Raw genomic sequence first — 18,784 nt, forward strand, 5'->3', positions numbered from 1 at the left:
TGAAAATGAAAACGACCGCGTTCCGGCATTTGCCGCAACAGCCATGAAAAAATAAAACTTACCATGTTTCAGAGACATCCGGCGGAACGGCCGCGGCCTGCTGGGCATCTTGATGAATGCGGCGGGGACGGAATCCGCCCTTTCGGGCACGGCTTCACGCCCCTTTTTTATCACCGCAGGCTTATTTTTCAAGATGAACAAGCTTCCTGCCCCGGGATTGGACGTCATGTTCCAGCGCGATGCGGGGAAATGCCGTTTCCAGTCCAAAACCGGGCGCCAGAACCGTTTCCACCGCTTATTCCGGATTATTTTCCGGAAAAACGGGCCTTGTCCAGGGTCTCCAGAACTCCGGCATGGTTCGGGAAGCGTTTCAGCGCCTGTTCGCACATATCCGCGCATTCCCGGAATTTCCCGGCTTTCAGGTAGGCGCGGGCCAGAACCCATTCCGCGGGGTATGGCACTACGGGAGGCAGGAGCAGGGAGGAAAAACGCTGGCTCCGTATGGCCTCAGACATCCAGACATTGGCGGAATCCGGAAACATGAGGGAGCGGATTTCAGAAGAATACAGGCTGCCCATCTGGAGGCAGCGCGCCCAGTAGGAAACGCTCATCTGCCTCCGGGCGGCGTCCGCGCCGTCCATCAGCAGCCGCAGAATGCCGGACATCTTGTCAAAGGAGGACGCCACGGCATCCGTTCTGCCCTGCCTGGCGGCGTAACATGCGCCCATGTATTGGGTGGCCACGGCGGTCATGCCGTTGCTTAAATCTGGAAATCCCTTGGGAAGAGGCCCCGGAAAAGCCTTGAGCACAAGGGCCTGCCGGGGAATGACAGGCCGGGCCAGCATCAGGCGCGCAGGCAACGTCCTGGCCTCCCATAGCTGAAGCAGGGTTCCGGGAGCCAGCGGATGCTTTTTGTCCAGGGGAACGGAAGCGGCTCTGGAGGCAATGGCCTCCGCCTTTTTGTAATGGCCGGCGCAGAATTCGGAAACGGCACGGTAAAGGATGGAGCGGAAGTAGGCGTCATCCAGCGCGGGAGGCACATTTTCTGCCTTTTCCCAGGCCAGGCACAGATTTTCAGACTCCTTGAAAGCAGCGGAAGCCCCTTCATAATCACCTGTGCGGAACAGGCAATGGCCCAGCAAATGATGAGCGGACGCGGAAAAGGGGTTGGCGGCCACGGCCCTGCGGGCGGTTTCCACCGTTTCCGGAGAAATGGATGGAGCCACTTCCTCCAGCAGGGCACGCATGAACAGGGCGGCCTGGGAGCCGGGGCGTTCCTTCAGGACGGCTTCCACCACGCGGACGGCTTCCTTCTGCCCTTCTCCGGGGTTGCCCTGCCCGTCAAAGCCGTCCCGCAGGAGCATGGCGTAAAAGAGGGGAGCGTACGGGTCGCGCTTCCAGGTGGAACAGATGGTTTTCCACGCTTCCTGCGCCTTCACGGGGCCATCCATCAGCAGCACGGCCAGGGCATCCGCATAAGCGCGTTCCTGTTCCGGGCAATCCGGACGGAGCGCCAGCTCTTTCATGCGCTTCATGGAATGGACGCGCTGTTCCTGGAAAGCGGGTCCCGCGCCCATCAGGCTCATGCACCTGCCCCAATGGGCCATGAGGCAGTCCGGGTCCAGACGGAGAGCGGCGTCAAATTTAAGGAAAGCCCGCATGTCCCCGAACGTGAGCAGATGCGTCATTCCCTCCAGCACCAGCATTTGCGCGGCGGGAGATGAGGAACCCACCATCATCGGCTCCACGCCGGGCGGCAGCACGGCAGGCTGCGCCGGAACGCCGGCGCGGAAGACGGCTTCCCGCCAGCCGTTCAGGGACGGGCTGTTCATCCAGTACCCGTGTGCCCCGTCCGCGGCGGCGGAAGAACACCCCGCCACGGCGGAGGCCAGCAGGACATGGAGGAAAGAGGCGGCCATACGGAAGAAACGGTTACATCCTGTCCGGAAGCTGGATGCCCAGCAGGCCCAGCCCGTGCTTCAGCGTGCGTGCGGTCAGCTCGCACAGGGCCAGGCGGGAGTGCCGCACCGTCCCTTCCGACTTCAGGACCGGGCACGCCTCATAGAAGGAATGGAAAGCCCTGGCCAGGTCAAACAGGTAGGCGGCCAGCATGTTTGGACGGCAGTCGTCCAGCACCTGCGGCACCACTTCCCCGTAGCGGGCCAGAAGCCGGGCCAGATGGATTTCCGCGTCTTCCGAAAGCTGAATGGGGGCGGACCAGTCCAAAGGCCCGCCGTCCAGCTTGCGGAAGATGGAGCGGACGCGCACGTAGGAGTTCTGGAGGTACGGGGCCGTATCTCCCTGAAGGGCCAGCATCTTGTCCCAGTTGAAAACATAATCCGTCATGCGGTTCTGGGAAAGCTCCGCAAACTTCACGGCGCCTATGCCCACCACTTCCGCCACGCGCTTCTTGTCCTCCTCCGGCATGTCCGGGCTCTTCTCCTCCACCACGCGGGCCGCGCGTTCAATGGCTTCATCCAGCACATCCTGAAGGGAAACCGTATCCCCGGAGCGCGTCTTAAACGGCTTGCGGTCATCCCCCAGAATGGAGCCGAACGCGATGTGCCGGTAGTCCCCGTCCATGCCGCGGCGGCGTTGCGTGGAGAAAATCTGCCTGAAATGCAGGGCCTGCGGGGCGCCCACCACGTACCAGATGGAATCCGCGCCCCACGTCTTGATGCGGTGGTCCAGCGTCGCGAGGTCCGTGGTGGCGTACAGGAAGCCTCCGTCCGCTTTCCGGATAATGCAGGGGTTGGCGCGCCATTCCCCCTTGTCCTGTACAAGGAAGGGGTCTTCATTGAGAGGCACGGAACCGTCGGAAAACACGCAGATGGCGCCGTCGCTCTCCCGGGCCATTCCGGCGGCGATCATGCCGTCCACCAGCGGGGCCAGGGCATCATTGTAAAAGCTTTCCCCCAGCCAGTAATCAAAATGGATGTCAAGCTGGTCGTAAATCTTGGAAAGGCCGGATTTGGAAACTTCCACGCAGCGTTTCCAGATGGCCAGGTTTTCCCCGTCCCCGGCCTGGAGCTTCACCAGTTCCGCCTTGCAGGTATCCAGCAGTTCCGGCTTTTCCTTGCACATCAGGTTCACATCCTTGTACACCCGCAGCAGCTCGTCAATGGGGTTGGCGGCCAGCGCCTGTTCATCCAGAATATTCTTCCAGCCCCACAGAATCATGCCGAACTGGGTCCCCCAGTCACCAATGTGGTTGTCCGTAATCACATGGTGTCCCACGAAGCGGGCCACGCGGGAAAGGGCGTCACCAATGATGGTGGAGCGGATGTGGCCCACATGCATCGGCTTGGCGACGTTAGGAGCGGAAAAGTCAATGACAATGGTTTTGGGGTCCTGCACTTTTTCCACCCCCAGCCGGTCATCCGCCAGCATGGCCAGCAGGCGCGCTGCGTAAAATTCCGGCCTGATGCGGAAATTGATAAATCCGGGCCCGGCAATCTCCAGAGAGCACACGGCATCCTGCCCTATCCGGTCCGCCACCTGCTGGGCGAGCGCACGGGGATTCGTGCGGCACCGCTTGGCAAGCACCATGGCGGCGTTGCTCTGGTAATCCCCGAACCGCAAATCAGCGGAGGGCGTCACCGAGGCGTGAAAATCAGCGGGAAGCTCCTCCCCCAACACCGCTTTTAACGCGGAGGACAACTTTTCTTCAAGAATTCCGGGTATGGTCATGTCTGTCCAGATGAACGGACATTCCACCGCCGTAGTCAAGGCGCAACTGTCATCAAGACATACCTTTTCCGGTAAAAACAACAGGACGGAGATGACATCCCCGTCCCAGCCGGCGAACCGGACGCCCGGCGCCCGAATCCGCCTTTCACTTCAGCGGGCGCTTCCCTAGAAGGAGCGCATTCTGGAAGTCTTCAGCCACGCTTCCAGTTTCCTGGAGGCCCTGGCCTCCCTTTCCCGTTTCTTTTCCGGCACGGACTTTCCGGAGAAAGCCTTCGCCAGAACCGATGCCAGTTTTCTTTTCATTTTCATCTTATTGATATTACAGGTTTTGTTCCTCCGTATGCGGGGCTTTGGGGAATCTTCCCGTGCCCCCCTCCGGGGAACACCTCCTACATACTGTACCAGGTAAGTTTAGTCCATAAGAAAACCAGGCATTCCTTGTCATACTTGATACAATAAGATATAAGACGTTAATCAGAAGAATCTCACCAAACGATACGCTGCCCGGGTTCCAAACAGATCCGCACCCCATGATTTTCCGCTCAGGCGCCGGAAAGGCATTACAGGAAAAGAGCTTCCCGCTTCATTCCCCCCTGAAATCATGTTTCTCCGCTTTCCACAGGAACATGCGCCGGTACAGGTGGTATTCCGTCACGCAGAGGATGGGCATGCCGATGACGCCGATGAACGGCAGCAGGCGAAACAAATGGCGGCACAGGAAAAGCACCACCATCAGGAAGCTTTCCCGGTATACGGTCATGTACAGGGAATACGGATTAATGAGCGTTCTCTTGTACAGGGAGGAAGCCAGCAGCGGCCCCAAAATGGGAATCACCCCCAGCACGACCACGGCAGCGAAGGTCCACCCCCTGCGGCGGCCAATATACGCATCATACCGGTTCACGGACTCCTCCCCCTGGAGCACCGCCCTGCCGCAGGCGGGGCAGCTCTGGTCAAGAGAGGGCTCACGAAGCGGCTGCCCGCAGTAAAAACACCGCCGGTAGCTGCGGAGAACTTCCTCATGCCTTTTCCATCCGGAGGGAGGAACCACGGTGCGCAGCCTGGAATATCCTATCCAGTTCAGGGCGCGTGGGGACGGATTGGACGTGCCGCACTCCGGGCAGTGCAGGCCGCACGGGTACATCATGGAGCCGCACTTGGAACAGAAAATGCGGTGGGCATATTCCCGGCGGCGGCAAAAAATGAAGAAGGCCCAAAGCCCCAGCCCTCCCAGCAGGGCCAGGATAATCGCTATTCCCGGGTACAGAAGGGAATAAGCAACCAGGTATTCCGACCAGGAATGATCCGACTGGTGCATGAGGGATTCCGGACCGATGGGATTTTGCGCCACATCCGGAAGCTGGCTTACATATTTTTCACCCATGTCCCTCAGAGGCCCCGCGGGAAGCCATTGTTGTATGGGGATGGGTTCTTTCATGACTGGACATGCAAAGTTCGCAATAAAAACAGCATTTCCCGGAGGCTGTCAGAAAAACGGCGGCGTTCAGCATAGGATGTCTCCGCCGGAATAGGTAGGGGAAAATAGGCCATGCCGGAAAATTCCGCAGGAAATGGGGAGGAGGCCCTTTTCATCCGACGCTTTTCCGTGTAATATTCCTGACATGCCGACTCTCCGCCAAGCCTCTAAGGACGACATCACGCTGATCCATGAACTGGCCAGCCAGGCTTTTCCGGCCACTTACCGGAACCTCCTTTCCAGAGAGCAGATGGATTTCATGATGGACTGGATGTATTCCCCCGCCAACCTGGAAAAACAGATGGAGGAGGGGCACGTGTACTTTATCGTCTCCCATGAAGGCAAGGACTGCGGCTACCTGTCCGTCCAGCCGGAAGGCCCCGGCGTCTTCCATTTGCAGAAAATCTACGTTCTGCCCGGCTTCCAGGGCCTGCACATCGGAAGCTTTCTGTTCCGCCACGCCATCAGCTACATCAGGAGCATCCATCCGGAACCGTGCCTGATGCGCCTGAATGTGAACCGTTATAACACCCGGGCGGTGGAATTTTATCAGCGCATGGGCATGCGGGAACTGGAACGCGGGGATTTCCACATCGGACACGGGTATTATATGACAGACTACATCATGGGACTGGATATTGCCTGAAACACCTCTCCCTCAGAAAAAACTGTCAAGTCTTTCCTAGCCGGGCGCGGCCCCGGAGCCCGCCCTGCATCGCCAGCATGCCGCATCTGCAGGAATTGCAGGAAAAATTCCAGTCCAAGGGCTTTACCGTCATAGGCAGCCACTGCCAGATTCCGTCCCCCAGGGTCAAACAGTTCCTGGAAGAAAAGAAAATCACTTTCCCCATTTACCAGAGTCTGAGCATTCCGGAGGCCCCCTGCCCGGGCGGACTGCCGCCGCCAGCCTGAAGAAGAGCCTCTCCTCCCTGGCCGCTCCGGAAACTCCCGGAAAATAACCTTTCCCTCAAGCAGCCATTTCCTGCCGGCAGACGTCTAAGGGCGCCTGCTTCTTTTTTCACCGGACACCTTTTTCTTCCTCCCCTCCGGAACCGCCGGAGCAGCCAGAACGGAGCATGTTTCCCTGACAAGGGAGGAGATGGCCCGGTCATCGTCCAGCTCCGTCACCAGGAAATGCGGCCTGGCGCCGGGATAGGGACAGCCCTGCTCCTGTTGCGGAAACATCTTCAACCCCGGCTCCGTTATCTTGACATACAACTGGTTGTCACACACCAAACCGAAGAATGTCCGGCCGCAGTACAATCCGTAGTCCCCAAACATTTTTCTGAAGGAAATATCCCCGGCATGCCGGAGCTGGAAACAAATATACTCTACTACATCCGGGGAAGAAGCCATGCCGAACTCTCTCATGCCTCCCTTACCCGCTGCAAGAAGCAAATGACAGCCGGGAAGGCTGACGGCAGGAACGAGGCATCCCCGTTATTGACGGGAAAAGGCGCAGCATGCCCCACGGAGTCATGACGGACGGCATCCATGCCGCCGCGGCCGCTCCGTAAGAAGATCCTCTCCCGCCCCTGCCCGGCAAGCCACGAACGGCGGCAATTCCGTCCGCACGAAGCCATTCTTATGATTGCCCTGACGAATCTTTTTATTCATGATGCCCATGAACCTTCCATGACCGCCGCGTCCGACATCCTCAGGAAACCAGCCTGCATCTCCCGTCAGGAAGCCCCCTCCCTTATGGAAGGGGCCGGAACCTGCCGGACGGAAGACGGCGATCAAAACACCTCCGCGAGCCGTCCGGAAAGTCATGAAACTACGGGGAAAAACCCGGCGACAGGGAAAAAGAAAGGAGGCAGGTTCCGCCTGTACTGGAAAGAAGAGCCTGTGGAGAAACGGAAAGCTCCCCGACCGCGGAGCGGGCGCGTTATCCTGCTCAACGGAGCCTCCAGCGCGGGAAAAAGCACGCTGGCCCGGAACTTGCGGCTTCTGCTGAAAGAGGAAGCCATGATTTTCTCCATGGACGATTATCTGGCCATGAGCCAGGGAAAGCATGAAACCGCCCTGGATGCCGTCAGGGAATCCGGCCTGCCCTTCATTGAATCTTTCCACGCCGCCATTGCAGAGGCGGCCCGGAAAGGCGCCCTGGTCATCGTGGACCACGTCATCGGCGAATCCCCCCGCTGGATTCAGGACCTCCTGAACCGCCTGGACGGCATCCCCCGCATCCTGGTCAAAGTGGAATGCCGTCAGGATGTTCTGCTGGAGCGCGAGCGGCGCCGCACTGACCGGACCCCAGCCCCGGCCCATGCCCAGCGCCAGCACGCGGGCATCCACCGCCATTTCCCGCATGATTTCTCCATAGACACTTCCGAAGACGCTCCCCGAAAATGCGCCATGCGGCTCATCAGCCTCCTGCCGGGAGAATTCCTGCCCTGATGCCGCGGGAACAGGCGGCAGCCTCCCATTTGGGAAAACGGGCTGTTCCCGCAAACATGCCGGAAAGACATGAATAGGACTTTACAGAACCGCCTTCGTTACGGTAGCCTGTGCCCGCGCTTGTTGCATGGAGAGATGGCAGAGCGGTTTAATGCAGCGGTCTTGAAAACCGCCGTGGGGCAACCCACCGTGGGTTCGAATCCCACTCTCTCCGCCAAACTTCTTTAATGCCGGGCACAAGCCATGCCTGTTTTCGCGGAACAGAAAAAGGCAGACGAATACGGCGACCGCCCCGGCATTCCCGGAACGGCCCTGAGTGTCTTATCAATCCTTCCTCCCGCCTAAGACTCTCCATCCAGTTCCCGGCGGATGTATTCCGCCGTGGGAGAGTCTTTTTTGGCTATCTGTTCCGGCGTGCCTTCCGCCACGATGGTTCCTCCGGCATCGCCGGGGCCGGGGCCCATGTCGATGACGTAGTCCGCTTCCGCCATGATTTCCGTGTTATGTTCAATGACGATGACGGTGTTTCCCTGGTCCGCCAGACGGTGCAACACGTCAATGAGCAGCCGCACATCCCGCGGATGCAGGCCGATGGAGGGTTCTTCAATCAGGTACAGGTCTCCGGGCAGCTCCCTGCCTTTCATCAGGGCGTTCCGGCTGACGCGCCGGCCCTTGATGAGTTCCGTCACCAGCTTGAGCCGCTGGGCCTCCCCGCCGGAAAGCGTGTTGGAGGCCTGCCCCAGCGTCAGATAGCCCAGGCCGGTTTCCGACAGCAGTTTGAGGGGGTCCGAGATGCGGGGCTGGCTTTCAAAAAATTCCGCCGCTTCCGCAAAGTCCATCTGGAGCACGTCCGCAATGGTCTTCCCCTTGTACCTCACGGTCAGGGTGGCGGCGTTGTAGCGTTTGCCCCGGCAGGTCTCGCACGGCACATAGCAGGGGGGCAGGAAGTCCATTTCCAGCTTTTGCATGCCCGTACCCTTGCAGGATTCACAGTTGCCCTGCCCCGTATTGAAGGAGAAGCGGCCGCGGTCAAAGCCCAGCCTGCGGGCGTCAGCCGTCTGCGCGAACAGGGTCCGGATGTCGTCCAGGAAACCCACGTAGGTGGCTGGGGTGGAACGGGGCGTTTTGCCGATGGGGCTCTGGTCCACGCCGTACACCATGCGGATGGAGTCAAAGCCGGAAGAGGTTTTCCATAATTTTCTCTGGTCCCTCGTGAGCTTGTCGCCGATGGCCTGGCGCGCAGCCAGACGGATGGTTCCCGTCATCAGGGAGGTTTTCCCCGCACCGGACACGCCGGTGAGCACCGTCAGCCGTCCCTTGGGAATGGCCGCGTTCACGTCCTTCAGATTGTGCAGGCGGCAGCCCTCCACGCGCAACCACGCGGATTCATCCTTTTTGGAAGGAATCCTGCGCCTTTTCCCGCGGTAGGGGTGCCTGGGCTTATGGTGCAGGGCCGCGCCCGTGACGGAGTCCGGCATGGCGGCCAGTTCCTCAAAGGTGCCCTGGGCCATGATTCTGCCGCCGTGGATGCCGGCTCCCGGCCCCATGTCCACAATATGGTCCGCGCACCTCATGGTATCTTCATCATGTTCCACCACCAGCAGGGTGTTGCCCCGGCGTTTGAGTTCATCCAGCGTGCCCAGCAGCAATTCGTTGTCCCGCGGATGCAGGCCGATGGTCGGTTCATCCAGCACGTACAGCACGCCGCGGAGGTGGGAGCCCAGCTGGGAAGCCAGGCGGATGCGCTGGGTTTCCCCGCCGGAGAGCGTCGTGGCGCTCCGGTCAAGGGAAAGGTAGCCCAGCCCCACCCGCTGGAGAAAGTCGAGGCGCTGCGTGATTTCCGCCACGACGTCACGGGCAATGAGCGCTTCCTCCCGTTCAAATCGCCACCCTTTGACCAGTTCCGCGGCGGCCACGGCAGGCAGGGAGGCAATGTCACCGGGAGTCACGCCCTGAAGCCGCACGGAGCGGGCAAATTCATTCAACCGCACGCCCCGGCAGGCAGGGCAGGTTGTTATTCCCTTGTCATCGTCCGCCTGCCGCGCCAGTTCCCTGTCATATTTCAATTCGGCTTCCAGCAGGGATTGCGCCTGGTCTTCCTTTACTTTCCCCTTGCCGACGATTCCATGCCCGCGGCATACGGGGCACCACCCGCGCGGAGAGTTGAAGGAGAACGTGTACGGTTCCAGTTCCGGGAAGGATTGCCCGCAGGAGGCGCATGCCAGCCTGGTGCCCATCAGTTCCGGGCGGCCGGAACCGGGCGGGAGCACTTGCAGAAACCCTTCCCCCATCTCCAGCGCGGCATGAACCGCCCCGGCAAGCTTTTCCGGCGGCCAGGAGGCCTCCGGCCGTGCAACGACCAGGTCCAGGTCATGGCTGGAATAGCGGTCCAGCGGCTGGAATCCGCTCAGGGGAACCAGTTTGCCGTCCACCCACATTTCCTCATATCCCTTTCCTTCCGCCCAGCGGGCCAGGTCGGCGTAATGCCCCTTGCGCCCCCTGACGAGGGGGGCCAGCAACGCGAGCCCGCCATGTTTTTTCAGATCCCTCGCCACCAGCTCCACCACTTCGGATTCCGACCTTTTGCCCACCGGAACGCCGCACTGCGGGCAATAGGCCTGCCCCAGTTTGGCATACAGCAGACGCATGAATTGCCAGATTTCCGTAACGGTTCCCACGGTGGATTTGGTGCCTCCGCGGGACATGTTCTGTTCAATAGCCACCGTGGGGGGCAATCCGGTCAGGCGGTCAATGTCCGGACTTTCCAGCTGTTCCGTGAATTGCCGGGCGTACGGGGACATGACGTCCATGAAACGCCGCTGCCCTTCCGCGAAAAAGATATCAAAGGCCAGGGAGCTCTTCCCGGAGCCGGAAAGCCCGGTCAGCACGGTCATTTCTCCCCGCGGCACGTCCAGATCCACGTTTTTCAGGTTGTGGTGGCGCGCTCCCCGCAGGGCCATGACGCCTTCCGGTATATCCATGTCCGCGGATTCCGGGACGGCGGCGTCCGTAGGGTCGTAAACGGAAGGGTTGCCTTCCAGCACATCCCTGAGGTATTTGCCCGTATATCCCTTTCCGGCGGCTACAATTTCCTCCGGCGTGCCCGTGGCCACCACATGGCCGCCTCCGGCGCCGCCCTCAGGCCCCAGGTCAATCACGTAGTCCGCGGATTTGATGAACTCCGGGTTGTGTTCGATGACCAGCAGGGTATGCCCCTGTTCCACCAGCTCCCGGAACACGGCCAGCAAAACTTCAATGTCCGCAAAGTGAAGCCCCGTTCCCGGCTCGTCCAGAATCAGCATCTTGGAGCTGTTCGCGCCGGAACCGATCTGGTCCAGCAGGATTTTAGCCAGCTTCAGGCGCTGGTTTTCACCGCCGGAAAGGGTATTCAGAGGCTGCCCCAGGGTCAGGTGCCCCAGCCCTACGCGCTGAAGCACGCCCAGCTTGGAAGCGATGCGGGAGGCTTTGGCCCCTTTTTCCGCGCTGAAGCATTCCAGCGCAGCCGCTACCGTCATGCCGAGCACGTCCGCAATATTCCTGCCGTCACGGTACACGCTCAGCACTTCACTCCCGTACCGGGAGCCGCGGCACAGCGGACACTGCACGAAAATGTCGGAAAGAAACTGCATTTCCACCTTCTCACTCCCCATGCCCATGCAGCGCGGACACCGGCCGTCCCCGCTGTTGAAGGAGAAGAAACCGGGCTTCATGCCGCGCACGCGGGCCGTCTCCGTTTCCGCGAAGAGGGAGCGTATTTCTTCAAAAACTCCGGCATAAACGGCAGGGGTGGAGCGCGGGGTGCGGACGATGGGGCTCTGGTCCACCATCACCACCTCATCCAGATGTTCCCAGCCCTTGATGGACTTGACGCGGGCAGGTTCTTCCTCACATACGGCCCCTTTCTCCACCAGCGCGTTCAGGTAAAGAACATCGTGGGCCAGGGTGCTTTTCCCGGACCCGCTGACGCCTGTCAGGCAAGTGAAGACGCCCAGGGGCACTTTCACGTCCAGTTTGCGCAGGTTATGGCGCGTAGCGCCGGATACGGTCAGAAACCGGCGCGGCTTGCGCCTCTTTTTGGGCACCGCGATGCGTCGCCTGCCGGAAAGAAAAGCCCCCGTCAGGGATTCCGCAATTTCTCCAATCCGGGCAGGCTCCCCGGAATAAACCAGCCTTCCCCCTTCCCGTCCGGAACCGGGGCCCATGTCCACCAGGCAGTCCGCGGCGCGCATGACCGCTTCCTCATGCTCCACCACCACCAGGGTGTTCCCGCGCTTTTTGAGCCGGTTCATGGCGGAAATCAAACGGGACGTATCGCGGGGATGAAGTCCAACGGTAGGTTCATCCAGCACAAACAGCGTATCCGTCAGGGATGCGCCCAGACAGGTGGTCAGGCTCACGCGTTCAATTTCCCCTCCGGACAGGGACCGCGTGGAGCGGTCGGACGTCAGGTAGCCCAATCCCACTTCATTCAGATATTCCAGGCGGCTCCTGAGTTCCGCCACGGCATGTTTCAAGCCGGGGTCTTCATCCGCCCGCGGCGTCACATACCTATCCACCCAGGCCAGCAGTTCATCCATGGGCATGCCGGAAAGTTCCGGCATACTTTTGCCGCCCACCTTGAATTGAAGGGCTTCCGGCCTCAGGCGCAAACCGTGGCAGGAGGGGCATTCCTGATATGTGCGGAAACGGCTCAGATACACCCGCACGTGCATCTTATGCGTGCGGCTTTCCAGATATTTGAAAAAGCCCGCAATGCCGTACCACAGCCCCTGTTCATACATTTCATCCGGGTCATCGCCATCACCGTACAGCAGCCAGTCCCGCTCCCATTGCTTCAAATCCTTCCACGGCACATCCAGACGGACTTTGCGGGCGTTTTTGCGCCAGCCGCGCATCAGGTCCCGCTTGCATTCGGAAAAGACTTTCCCGTCCCCCTCAAAAATATGGATGGCCCCGTCATGAACGCTGAGTTCCGGCTTGATGCACCGGTTGTAGTCAATCGTGATGACGCGCCCGTAGCCGCGGCATTCCGGGCACGCCCCCAGGGGGGAATTGAAAGAAAACAGGCCCGGCCGCGGCTCCATCAGCGGATGCCAGTCCCCGCGGAATTTCAAAACGGACAGCCAGACGCCGTCCACACGGGGAATCACATGGGCCACGCCGCCGCCCAGGCGCATGGCCGTTTCCAGCGCTTCCAGCCTGCGTTCCCTCTGGTCTTCCGTCAGCCTCACGCGGTCCTGAACCACCAGCAGCGGTTCTCCTTCCTCCAGCGTCCAATCCTCATCCTCCAGCCGGAGGGTCTCTCCATGCGCAAAAGCGCGCAAGTACCCCTGTGCCACCAGATTCCTTTTCAACGCGGGAAGATCCACAGATTCGGGCCGCGCCACCTCCAGGCAAACCATCACTTCCGTTCCGGCGGGGAAGTCCGCATGCAGTTTTTCATCAATGGTGCCCGGCGTTTCCGGCTTGATTTCCCGTCCTGTTTCCGGGTCAATGCCCACGGCCAGACGGGCGAAAACAAACTTCCAGTAATCATTCAGCCCCGTCATGGTCCCCACCGTGGAGCGGGATGTCCTGACGGAGTTGCGCTGATGCAGGGCGATGGCCGGAAGAATATTCTCTACGGCGTCCACGTCCGGCTTGTCCATGCGGTCCATGAACTGGCGCACGTACGGGGAAAAAGTTTCCATATAACGCCGCTGGCCTTCCGCGTACAGCGTGTGCATGGCCAGACTTGTTTTCCCCGAGCCGGAAGGTCCCGTCACCACCGTCAGCCGCCCCAGGGGAATATCCACATCCACATTCTGCAAATTATGCTCACGGGCGCCGCGGATGCGGATGCGCCCATCCTCGCAATGACTCATGGAGAAAGAATATTATTAATTTGGAATCATTCCAAGAGAAGCGCCTGTCATGAATCCGGGTTTCCAGCGGCGTCCAGCCAGGTCCAGCCTATTACGTCATCATCGGCACAAATGGAGGGCCGTGCTTGCATTTCTTCCGGCAGCCGCTAGTATTTTTCGATTCTTAGACCGCTGAAAGCGACTCTACCTCGTCAATTTTCAACAAGACAAAGATGATTAAGTGGATTCTAACCAAGATTGTCGGCACTAAAAACCAGCGTGAAGTGCGCCGTCTGCGCCCCATTGTGGAACAAATCGTTTCCATTGAAGAATCATGGAACGGCAAGGGACAGGAATTCCTGCTTGAGAAAACGAAGGAATGGCAGGGGTACCTCCATCGCTTCCTCCCCATGGATCTGCCCCCCGTGCGCATTGTGGAAGCCGCGCCCAGGGAAGAGCTGGAGGAAATAGCCGCCAAACTGAACGCCCGTTTTGAATCCCTGAAAGAAGAATTCGCTTCCCTCCCCACGGTGGAAGCCACCCCCGCCTCCATTGAAGAAGGGAAAGCCGCCTGGAACAACATCACGCCCCAGTTTGACAAGCTGCGCGAACGTTATCTGAACCAGATACTGCCGGAGGCCTTTGCCGCCGTCAAACACGGCGCCCGCCTGCTCTGCGGGGAAGAACGCGATATCTGCGGACAAAAACAGGTTTGGGACATGGTCCACTTTGACGTGCAGCTACTGGGCGGCATTGCCCTGCACCGCGGCTACATTGCGGAAATGGCCACGGGAGAAGGGAAAACGCTTGTCGCCACCCTCCCCGTTTACCTGAACGCCCTGACCGGCATGGGCGTGCATGTGGTGACCGTGAACGATTACCTGGCGCGCCGCGACTCCGAATGGATGGGCATGCTCTTCCAGTTCCTGGGGCTGACTGTCGGCTGCATCCAGAGCATGATGCCCTCCCAGCTCCGCCGGGAGCAATACGCCTGCGACATCACTTACGGCACCAACGCCGAATTCGGCTTCGACTACCTGCGTGACAACGGCATGGCAACCTCCAAGTCCGAACAGGTGCAGCGCGGGCACTACTTCTCCATTGTGGACGAAGTGGACTCCATCCTTATTGACGAGGCCCGCACCCCCCTCATCATTTCCGGCCCCGCGGTCGTCACCCGGGAACAGCAGTATGATACCCTGCGCCCCGCCATTGAGCGCGTGGTGAAGGCCCAGACGGACCTTTGCAACGAACTGATGGCGCAGGCCCTGAAAGCCCAGGAGGAAGGCCGCACGGAAGAAGTGGGCCGCTGCCTGTTCAAAGTAAAAATGGGCCAGCCCCGCCACCGCGCCTTCCTGCGCGCCATGCAGGACCCCGAGCTGCGCCGCATCGTGGAAAAATATGAACTGACCCTTTACCAGGATACCCGCAAGAAGGAACTCTACAAGCTGAAGGAGGAAATGTTCTTCACCGTGGATGAAAAAACCCACGACGCCGACCTGATGGAAAAAGGCAGGGAAGTCATCTCCCCCGGCCATCCGGAAGATTTCGTGCTGCCGGATCTGGGAACCGCCTTCGCGGAAATGGACGAAGACCCGCGCCTGACGGAAAAAGACAAACTGCGCCGCAAAAATGAACTGACCAAACAGCTTGACGAAACGGGAGCGCGCCTGCACACCACCTCCCAGCTGCTGAAGGCCTACTGCATTTACGAAAAAGACGTGGAATACGTCGTCAAGGAAGGCAAGGTCATCATCATCGACCAGAATACGGGCCGCGAAATGCCGGGACGCCGCTGGAGCGACGGTCTGCACCAGGCGGTGGAAGCCAAGGAAGGCGTGGAAGTGGAACGTGAAAACCAGACGTACGCGACCATCACCATCCAGAACTACTTCCGCCTGTACAAAAAACTGGCGGGCATGACCGGCACGGCGGAAACGGAAGCCGCGGAATTCCATGATATTTACAAGCTGGACGTTCTTCCCATCCCGACCAACCGCCCCTGCATCCGCAAGGACCAGAATGACCTCATCTTCAAATCCCGCCGTGAAAAATTCAATGCGGTGGTCAATAAAATCCAGGAACTTCACGACAAAGGCCAGCCCATCCTGATTGGCACGGCCAGCGTGGACGCCTCCGAAACGCTCTCCCGCATGCTCAAGAGGGCCAAAATCCCCCATGAAGTGCTGAACGCCAAAAACCACCAGCGCGAAGCGGAAATCGTGGCGCAGGCCGGCAAGCGCGGAGCCGTCACCGTCTCCACCAACATGGCGGGCCGCGGCACGGACATCAAGCTGGGCGAAGGCGTAGCCGACCTCGGCGGCCTCTTCGTTCTGGGTACGGAACGCCATGAATCCCGCCGCATTGACCGCCAGCTGCGCGGCCGCTGCTCCCGCCAGGGGGACCCCGGCGCCTCACAGTTCTTCATCTCCTTTGAAGACGACCTGATGCGCAACTTCGGCGCGGCGGAACGCATGACCAAGATGATGGAACGCCTGGGCGTAGCCGACGGCGAAGCCTTGGAACACAGTTTCCTGAACAAATCCGTGGAATCCGCCCAGAAACGGGTGGAACAGCGCAACTACATGTGGCGCAAGCACGTGCTGGACTATGACGACGTGATGAACAAGCAGCGCGAAATCGTTTACGGATACCGGAATGAAGTGCTCTCCACGGAAAACCCGCGTGAAATGATTTACGATATTCTGGAAGAAGTAATCGCTACGCGCGCCCATGAATTCCTGGACCCGGATGCGGAAGGCGTCACCCACCCGGACGAATTGCTCGCCTGGATGAACGCATCCTTCCCGCTGGGACTCACGGCAGAGGCTGCCAAACTGGAAGAACGGCCCATAGACGACACCATCGCCTTCCTCACTGACAAGGTCAAGGCTACTTACGAAGACAAGGCCTCCCGCGAACGCCCGGAATACCTGGACCACATGGAACGCCAGATCATCCTGGGGGCCATTGACAAAATGTGGCAGGAACACCTGTACAACATGGACTCCCTGCGGGAAGGCGTGCGCCTCCGCGCCCAGGGGCAGAAAGACCCCCTGGTGGAATACAAATCGGAAGCCTACGATCTCTTCATCACCCTGATGGAAAGCATCAAGGGAGAAGCCATCAGCAACCTCTTCAAGAGCACCACCAACCTGGACGCCTTTGAGGACTTCCTGGCCAGCCTGCCCCAGTTCGAATCTTCCGACGAAAACCAGGAAGGCGGAACCAGCCTGCCTGAAATCGGTTTTGACGGCATGCCTTCGGACCTGCTCTCAGCCCTGAGGGAACAAGTCTCCCGGGTACGTGAACAACAAGCCGCCCAGCAGGCGGAACCGGAACAGGCCCCGGCCGTCATTTCCGACGCCACTACCATTGGGGAAGGTTACAAACCCGCCGTGGCGGAACCCAAACTGGTCATGCCCAAGCGCAAGGTCAGCGTCGTCCTCCGCAGGGAGGAAGCCTCCCAGGCGCCGGCGGCAACGCCCTCCTCCGGAGACGGGGAAGAAACTGCCGTTACTCTGGACTCCCAGGACTTCGCGGAAACCATGGACAACCGGGATTCTGCGGATACCCGCACATTCTAAAAACGCCACGCATCATTTACAGACCGGGGGAAGCGGATATTCCCGTTCCCCCGGCCCCAAACTTCCGGTCCGCCTTGGCTACGCTCCCGCCCAACAAATCCGCCAATGTCCGTTCCGTGCTGGAGTATGTTCCGTACTTCAGGGATAAAATCTTTGCCGTGCATGTGGAACGCCCCCTGGTGGATTCCAGGGAATTGGTGGACGCTTTGCTGGATCTGGACGTACTGCAGGAAATAGGCGTCAGGCCCGTCCTGATTGTGGAAGGGGCGGACGCCTCCGCGCTGTACGAACACACGCGCGTCTGTGAAATGCGTTCCGCCCTGGTGGAAGCGCCGTTGAAAGGCGGCCAGCTTGTCCGGGAAAGAGTCCGGGAAATCCTGGGGCGCCACCAGATTCCCGTGGTGGCTTCCGGCCGTTCCGGCTCTTTTGACCCGGAATCCGTCCATATGGCCTTCAGCCTGGGGGCCTCCAAATACATTGCCCTGCTCAATGACCACAAGGTTCCGTCTCTGGATGGCCGCCCCATTGCCGCCATTCTGGAATCGGAAGTAGCGGGGCTGGCAGGAAACGTAACCCACCGCGAACTGCTTGACCAGGCGGCGGAAGCCTGCCGGGCGGGAATCCCCCGCGTGCATCTGCTGGACGGAAAAATGCGCGGCGTGCTGGTGGAGGAACTCTTCTCTGAAGAAGGCGTAGGCACTATGGTCCACACGGACTCCTACCGGGAAATACGCCCGCTGAAGGAAGAAGACATTCCGGAGCTCCTCTCCATGATCGCCCGTTCCGTGGTGGATTCCAAACTGGTCAACCGGAATTACGAAGACATCGCCGCCAGGATGGACAGTTACTACGTGCTGACCCTGGACGACAGCATCGTGGGCTGCGTTGCCGTTTATCCCTACCCGGAACACCACAGCGCGGAACTGGGCTGCCTGTATATCAAGCACCGCCATGAAGGCCGCGGCTACGGCCGCGCATTATGTGAATTCGCCAAAAGGAAAGCGGAGGAAATGGGCATGGACTTCATCTTCGCCCTCTCCCAAAGCGCCGTCCATTACTTCCGGGACCGCATGCATTACGCGGAATTTTCCCGCGATAGCCTGCCTCCGGAACGTCTGCGCACCCTGGAACTCAGCGGTCGCAAATCCGGGGTTTTTGGCCTCAGATTGAAATAAGAAACCGGCCGCATGCCGCGCGCGCCTTTTTTGAACCTGTTTTCTCTGGAAGGAAAGTAGGCGGTGACAAGCCCATGCTCTTTTTTATGATTCAACTGCAAGACGGGAAAGAAATTTTAGAAAATATCCCTAACTCGCATTCATTACAGAATTGCAACAACTCTTGATATTCCAGAACCAGCGGCCAGGATGGGAATCCTGCACATCTCACCAAATAGCAAACCCCTTAAATCCAATGATTTAAGGGGTTTTGAAAATGGTAGCAGGGAGGTGATTTGAACACCCGACCAAAGGCTTATGAGGTCTTTTTCCTTCTACTCATTATCAATTAGTTATGCGTTTTGTATTTTATTAGTGCATTATAGTGCATAGTTTATAAATATGCTTTGTTTGTGGCAATGTTGGCAATGTGTATGCTACTACGCTATACGCGCGCACAAGCGCGCACGAGAAGCCTTATTTAGTCCTCTTACATTCCCATGATGGCCTGATCCAACCCCGGAAGGGGGGTAAGGAATCTCTTTGCCTGGGGCCGTTCCGATCGGTGCTTGGATGACTGGCGGGGGTATTTTTCTGAAAGTGGAACGGAGTTTTTACGGAACGCAACGCCGT

General features: G+C 59.4%; 11 protein-coding genes and 1 tRNA gene. 6 read left to right on the plus strand and 6 right to left on the minus strand.

Translation table 11 applies throughout. The features are described from left to right. Positions 1 to 305: 305 nt before the first annotated feature. From O4G22_RS11270 to O4G22_RS11285, 4 genes are all read right to left on the minus strand, one after another. Positions 306 to 1,919 (minus strand): tetratricopeptide repeat protein, encoded by a 1,614-nt coding sequence (locus O4G22_RS11270; RefSeq protein ID WP_306701816.1) that lies wholly within the window; start codon positions 1,917 to 1,919, stop codon positions 306 to 308. Between the two features lie 13 nt (positions 1,920 to 1,932). Then, complete coding sequence (gene argS, locus O4G22_RS11275) at positions 1,933 to 3,690, minus strand: arginine--tRNA ligase (protein ID WP_306701817.1); 1,758 nt, start codon at positions 3,688 to 3,690, stop codon at positions 1,933 to 1,935. A 165-nt stretch (positions 3,691 to 3,855) separates the two neighbouring features. Beyond that, the gene (locus O4G22_RS11280) at positions 3,856 to 3,999 is read right to left on the minus strand and encodes a hypothetical protein (RefSeq protein ID WP_164907766.1); all 144 of its coding nucleotides are present in this window, start codon (positions 3,997 to 3,999) and stop codon (positions 3,856 to 3,858) included. A 274-nt stretch (positions 4,000 to 4,273) separates the two neighbouring features. After that, positions 4,274 to 5,128: a hypothetical protein gene (locus O4G22_RS11285; RefSeq protein WP_306701818.1), complete on the minus strand. Its 855-nt coding sequence runs from the start codon at positions 5,126 to 5,128 to the stop codon at positions 4,274 to 4,276. Between the two features lie 184 nt (positions 5,129 to 5,312). Here O4G22_RS11285 and O4G22_RS11290 point away from each other — a divergent pair, with 184 nt between their 5' ends. Both O4G22_RS11290 and O4G22_RS11295 read left to right on the plus strand, forming a co-directional pair. Further along, positions 5,313 to 5,813: a GNAT family N-acetyltransferase gene (locus O4G22_RS11290; protein ID WP_094136078.1), complete on the plus strand. Its 501-nt coding sequence runs from the start codon at positions 5,313 to 5,315 to the stop codon at positions 5,811 to 5,813. Continuing rightward, complete coding sequence (locus O4G22_RS11295) at positions 5,810 to 6,079, plus strand: TlpA disulfide reductase family protein (protein WP_256943539.1); 270 nt, start codon at positions 5,810 to 5,812, stop codon at positions 6,077 to 6,079. Before O4G22_RS11290 ends, O4G22_RS11295 begins: the two co-directional genes overlap by 4 nt. A gap of 84 nt (positions 6,080 to 6,163) precedes the next feature. On the opposite strand, the gene O4G22_RS11300 is transcribed toward O4G22_RS11295, so the two are convergent. Further along, complete coding sequence (locus tag O4G22_RS11300; RefSeq protein ID WP_306701819.1) at positions 6,164 to 6,538, minus strand: TfoX/Sxy family protein; 375 nt, start codon at positions 6,536 to 6,538, stop codon at positions 6,164 to 6,166. Between the two features lie 216 nt (positions 6,539 to 6,754). Here O4G22_RS11300 and O4G22_RS11305 point away from each other — a divergent pair, with 216 nt between their 5' ends. Both O4G22_RS11305 and O4G22_RS11310 read left to right on the plus strand, forming a co-directional pair. Then, the gene (locus O4G22_RS11305) at positions 6,755 to 7,567 is read left to right on the plus strand and encodes a phosphotransferase-like protein (RefSeq protein WP_306701820.1); all 813 of its coding nucleotides are present in this window, start codon (positions 6,755 to 6,757) and stop codon (positions 7,565 to 7,567) included. A 129-nt stretch (positions 7,568 to 7,696) separates the two neighbouring features. Beyond that, positions 7,697 to 7,784, plus strand: a tRNA-Ser gene (locus O4G22_RS11310). A 124-nt stretch (positions 7,785 to 7,908) separates the two neighbouring features. Here the strand turns inward: O4G22_RS11310 and uvrA are convergent. Continuing rightward, on the minus strand, positions 7,909 to 13,431 hold the full coding sequence (uvrA, locus tag O4G22_RS11315; RefSeq protein WP_306701821.1) for an excinuclease ABC subunit UvrA: 5,523 nt from the start codon (positions 13,429 to 13,431) through the stop codon (positions 7,909 to 7,911). Positions 13,432 to 13,643: 212 nt separating this feature from the next. On the opposite strand from uvrA, the gene secA reads away from it, so the two are divergent. Together secA and O4G22_RS11325 are read left to right on the plus strand one after the other, a co-directional pair. Further along, complete coding sequence (gene secA / locus O4G22_RS11320; RefSeq protein ID WP_306701822.1) at positions 13,644 to 16,997, plus strand: preprotein translocase subunit SecA; 3,354 nt, start codon at positions 13,644 to 13,646, stop codon at positions 16,995 to 16,997. A 74-nt stretch (positions 16,998 to 17,071) separates the two neighbouring features. Next, positions 17,072 to 18,172: a GNAT family N-acetyltransferase gene (locus tag O4G22_RS11325; protein ID WP_094135981.1), complete on the plus strand. Its 1,101-nt coding sequence runs from the start codon at positions 17,072 to 17,074 to the stop codon at positions 18,170 to 18,172. Positions 18,173 to 18,784: the final 612 nt, after the last annotated feature.

This window comes from Akkermansia muciniphila, assembly GCF_030848305.1.
Lineage (GTDB): Bacteria > Verrucomicrobiota > Verrucomicrobiia > Verrucomicrobiales > Akkermansiaceae > Akkermansia > Akkermansia muciniphila_A.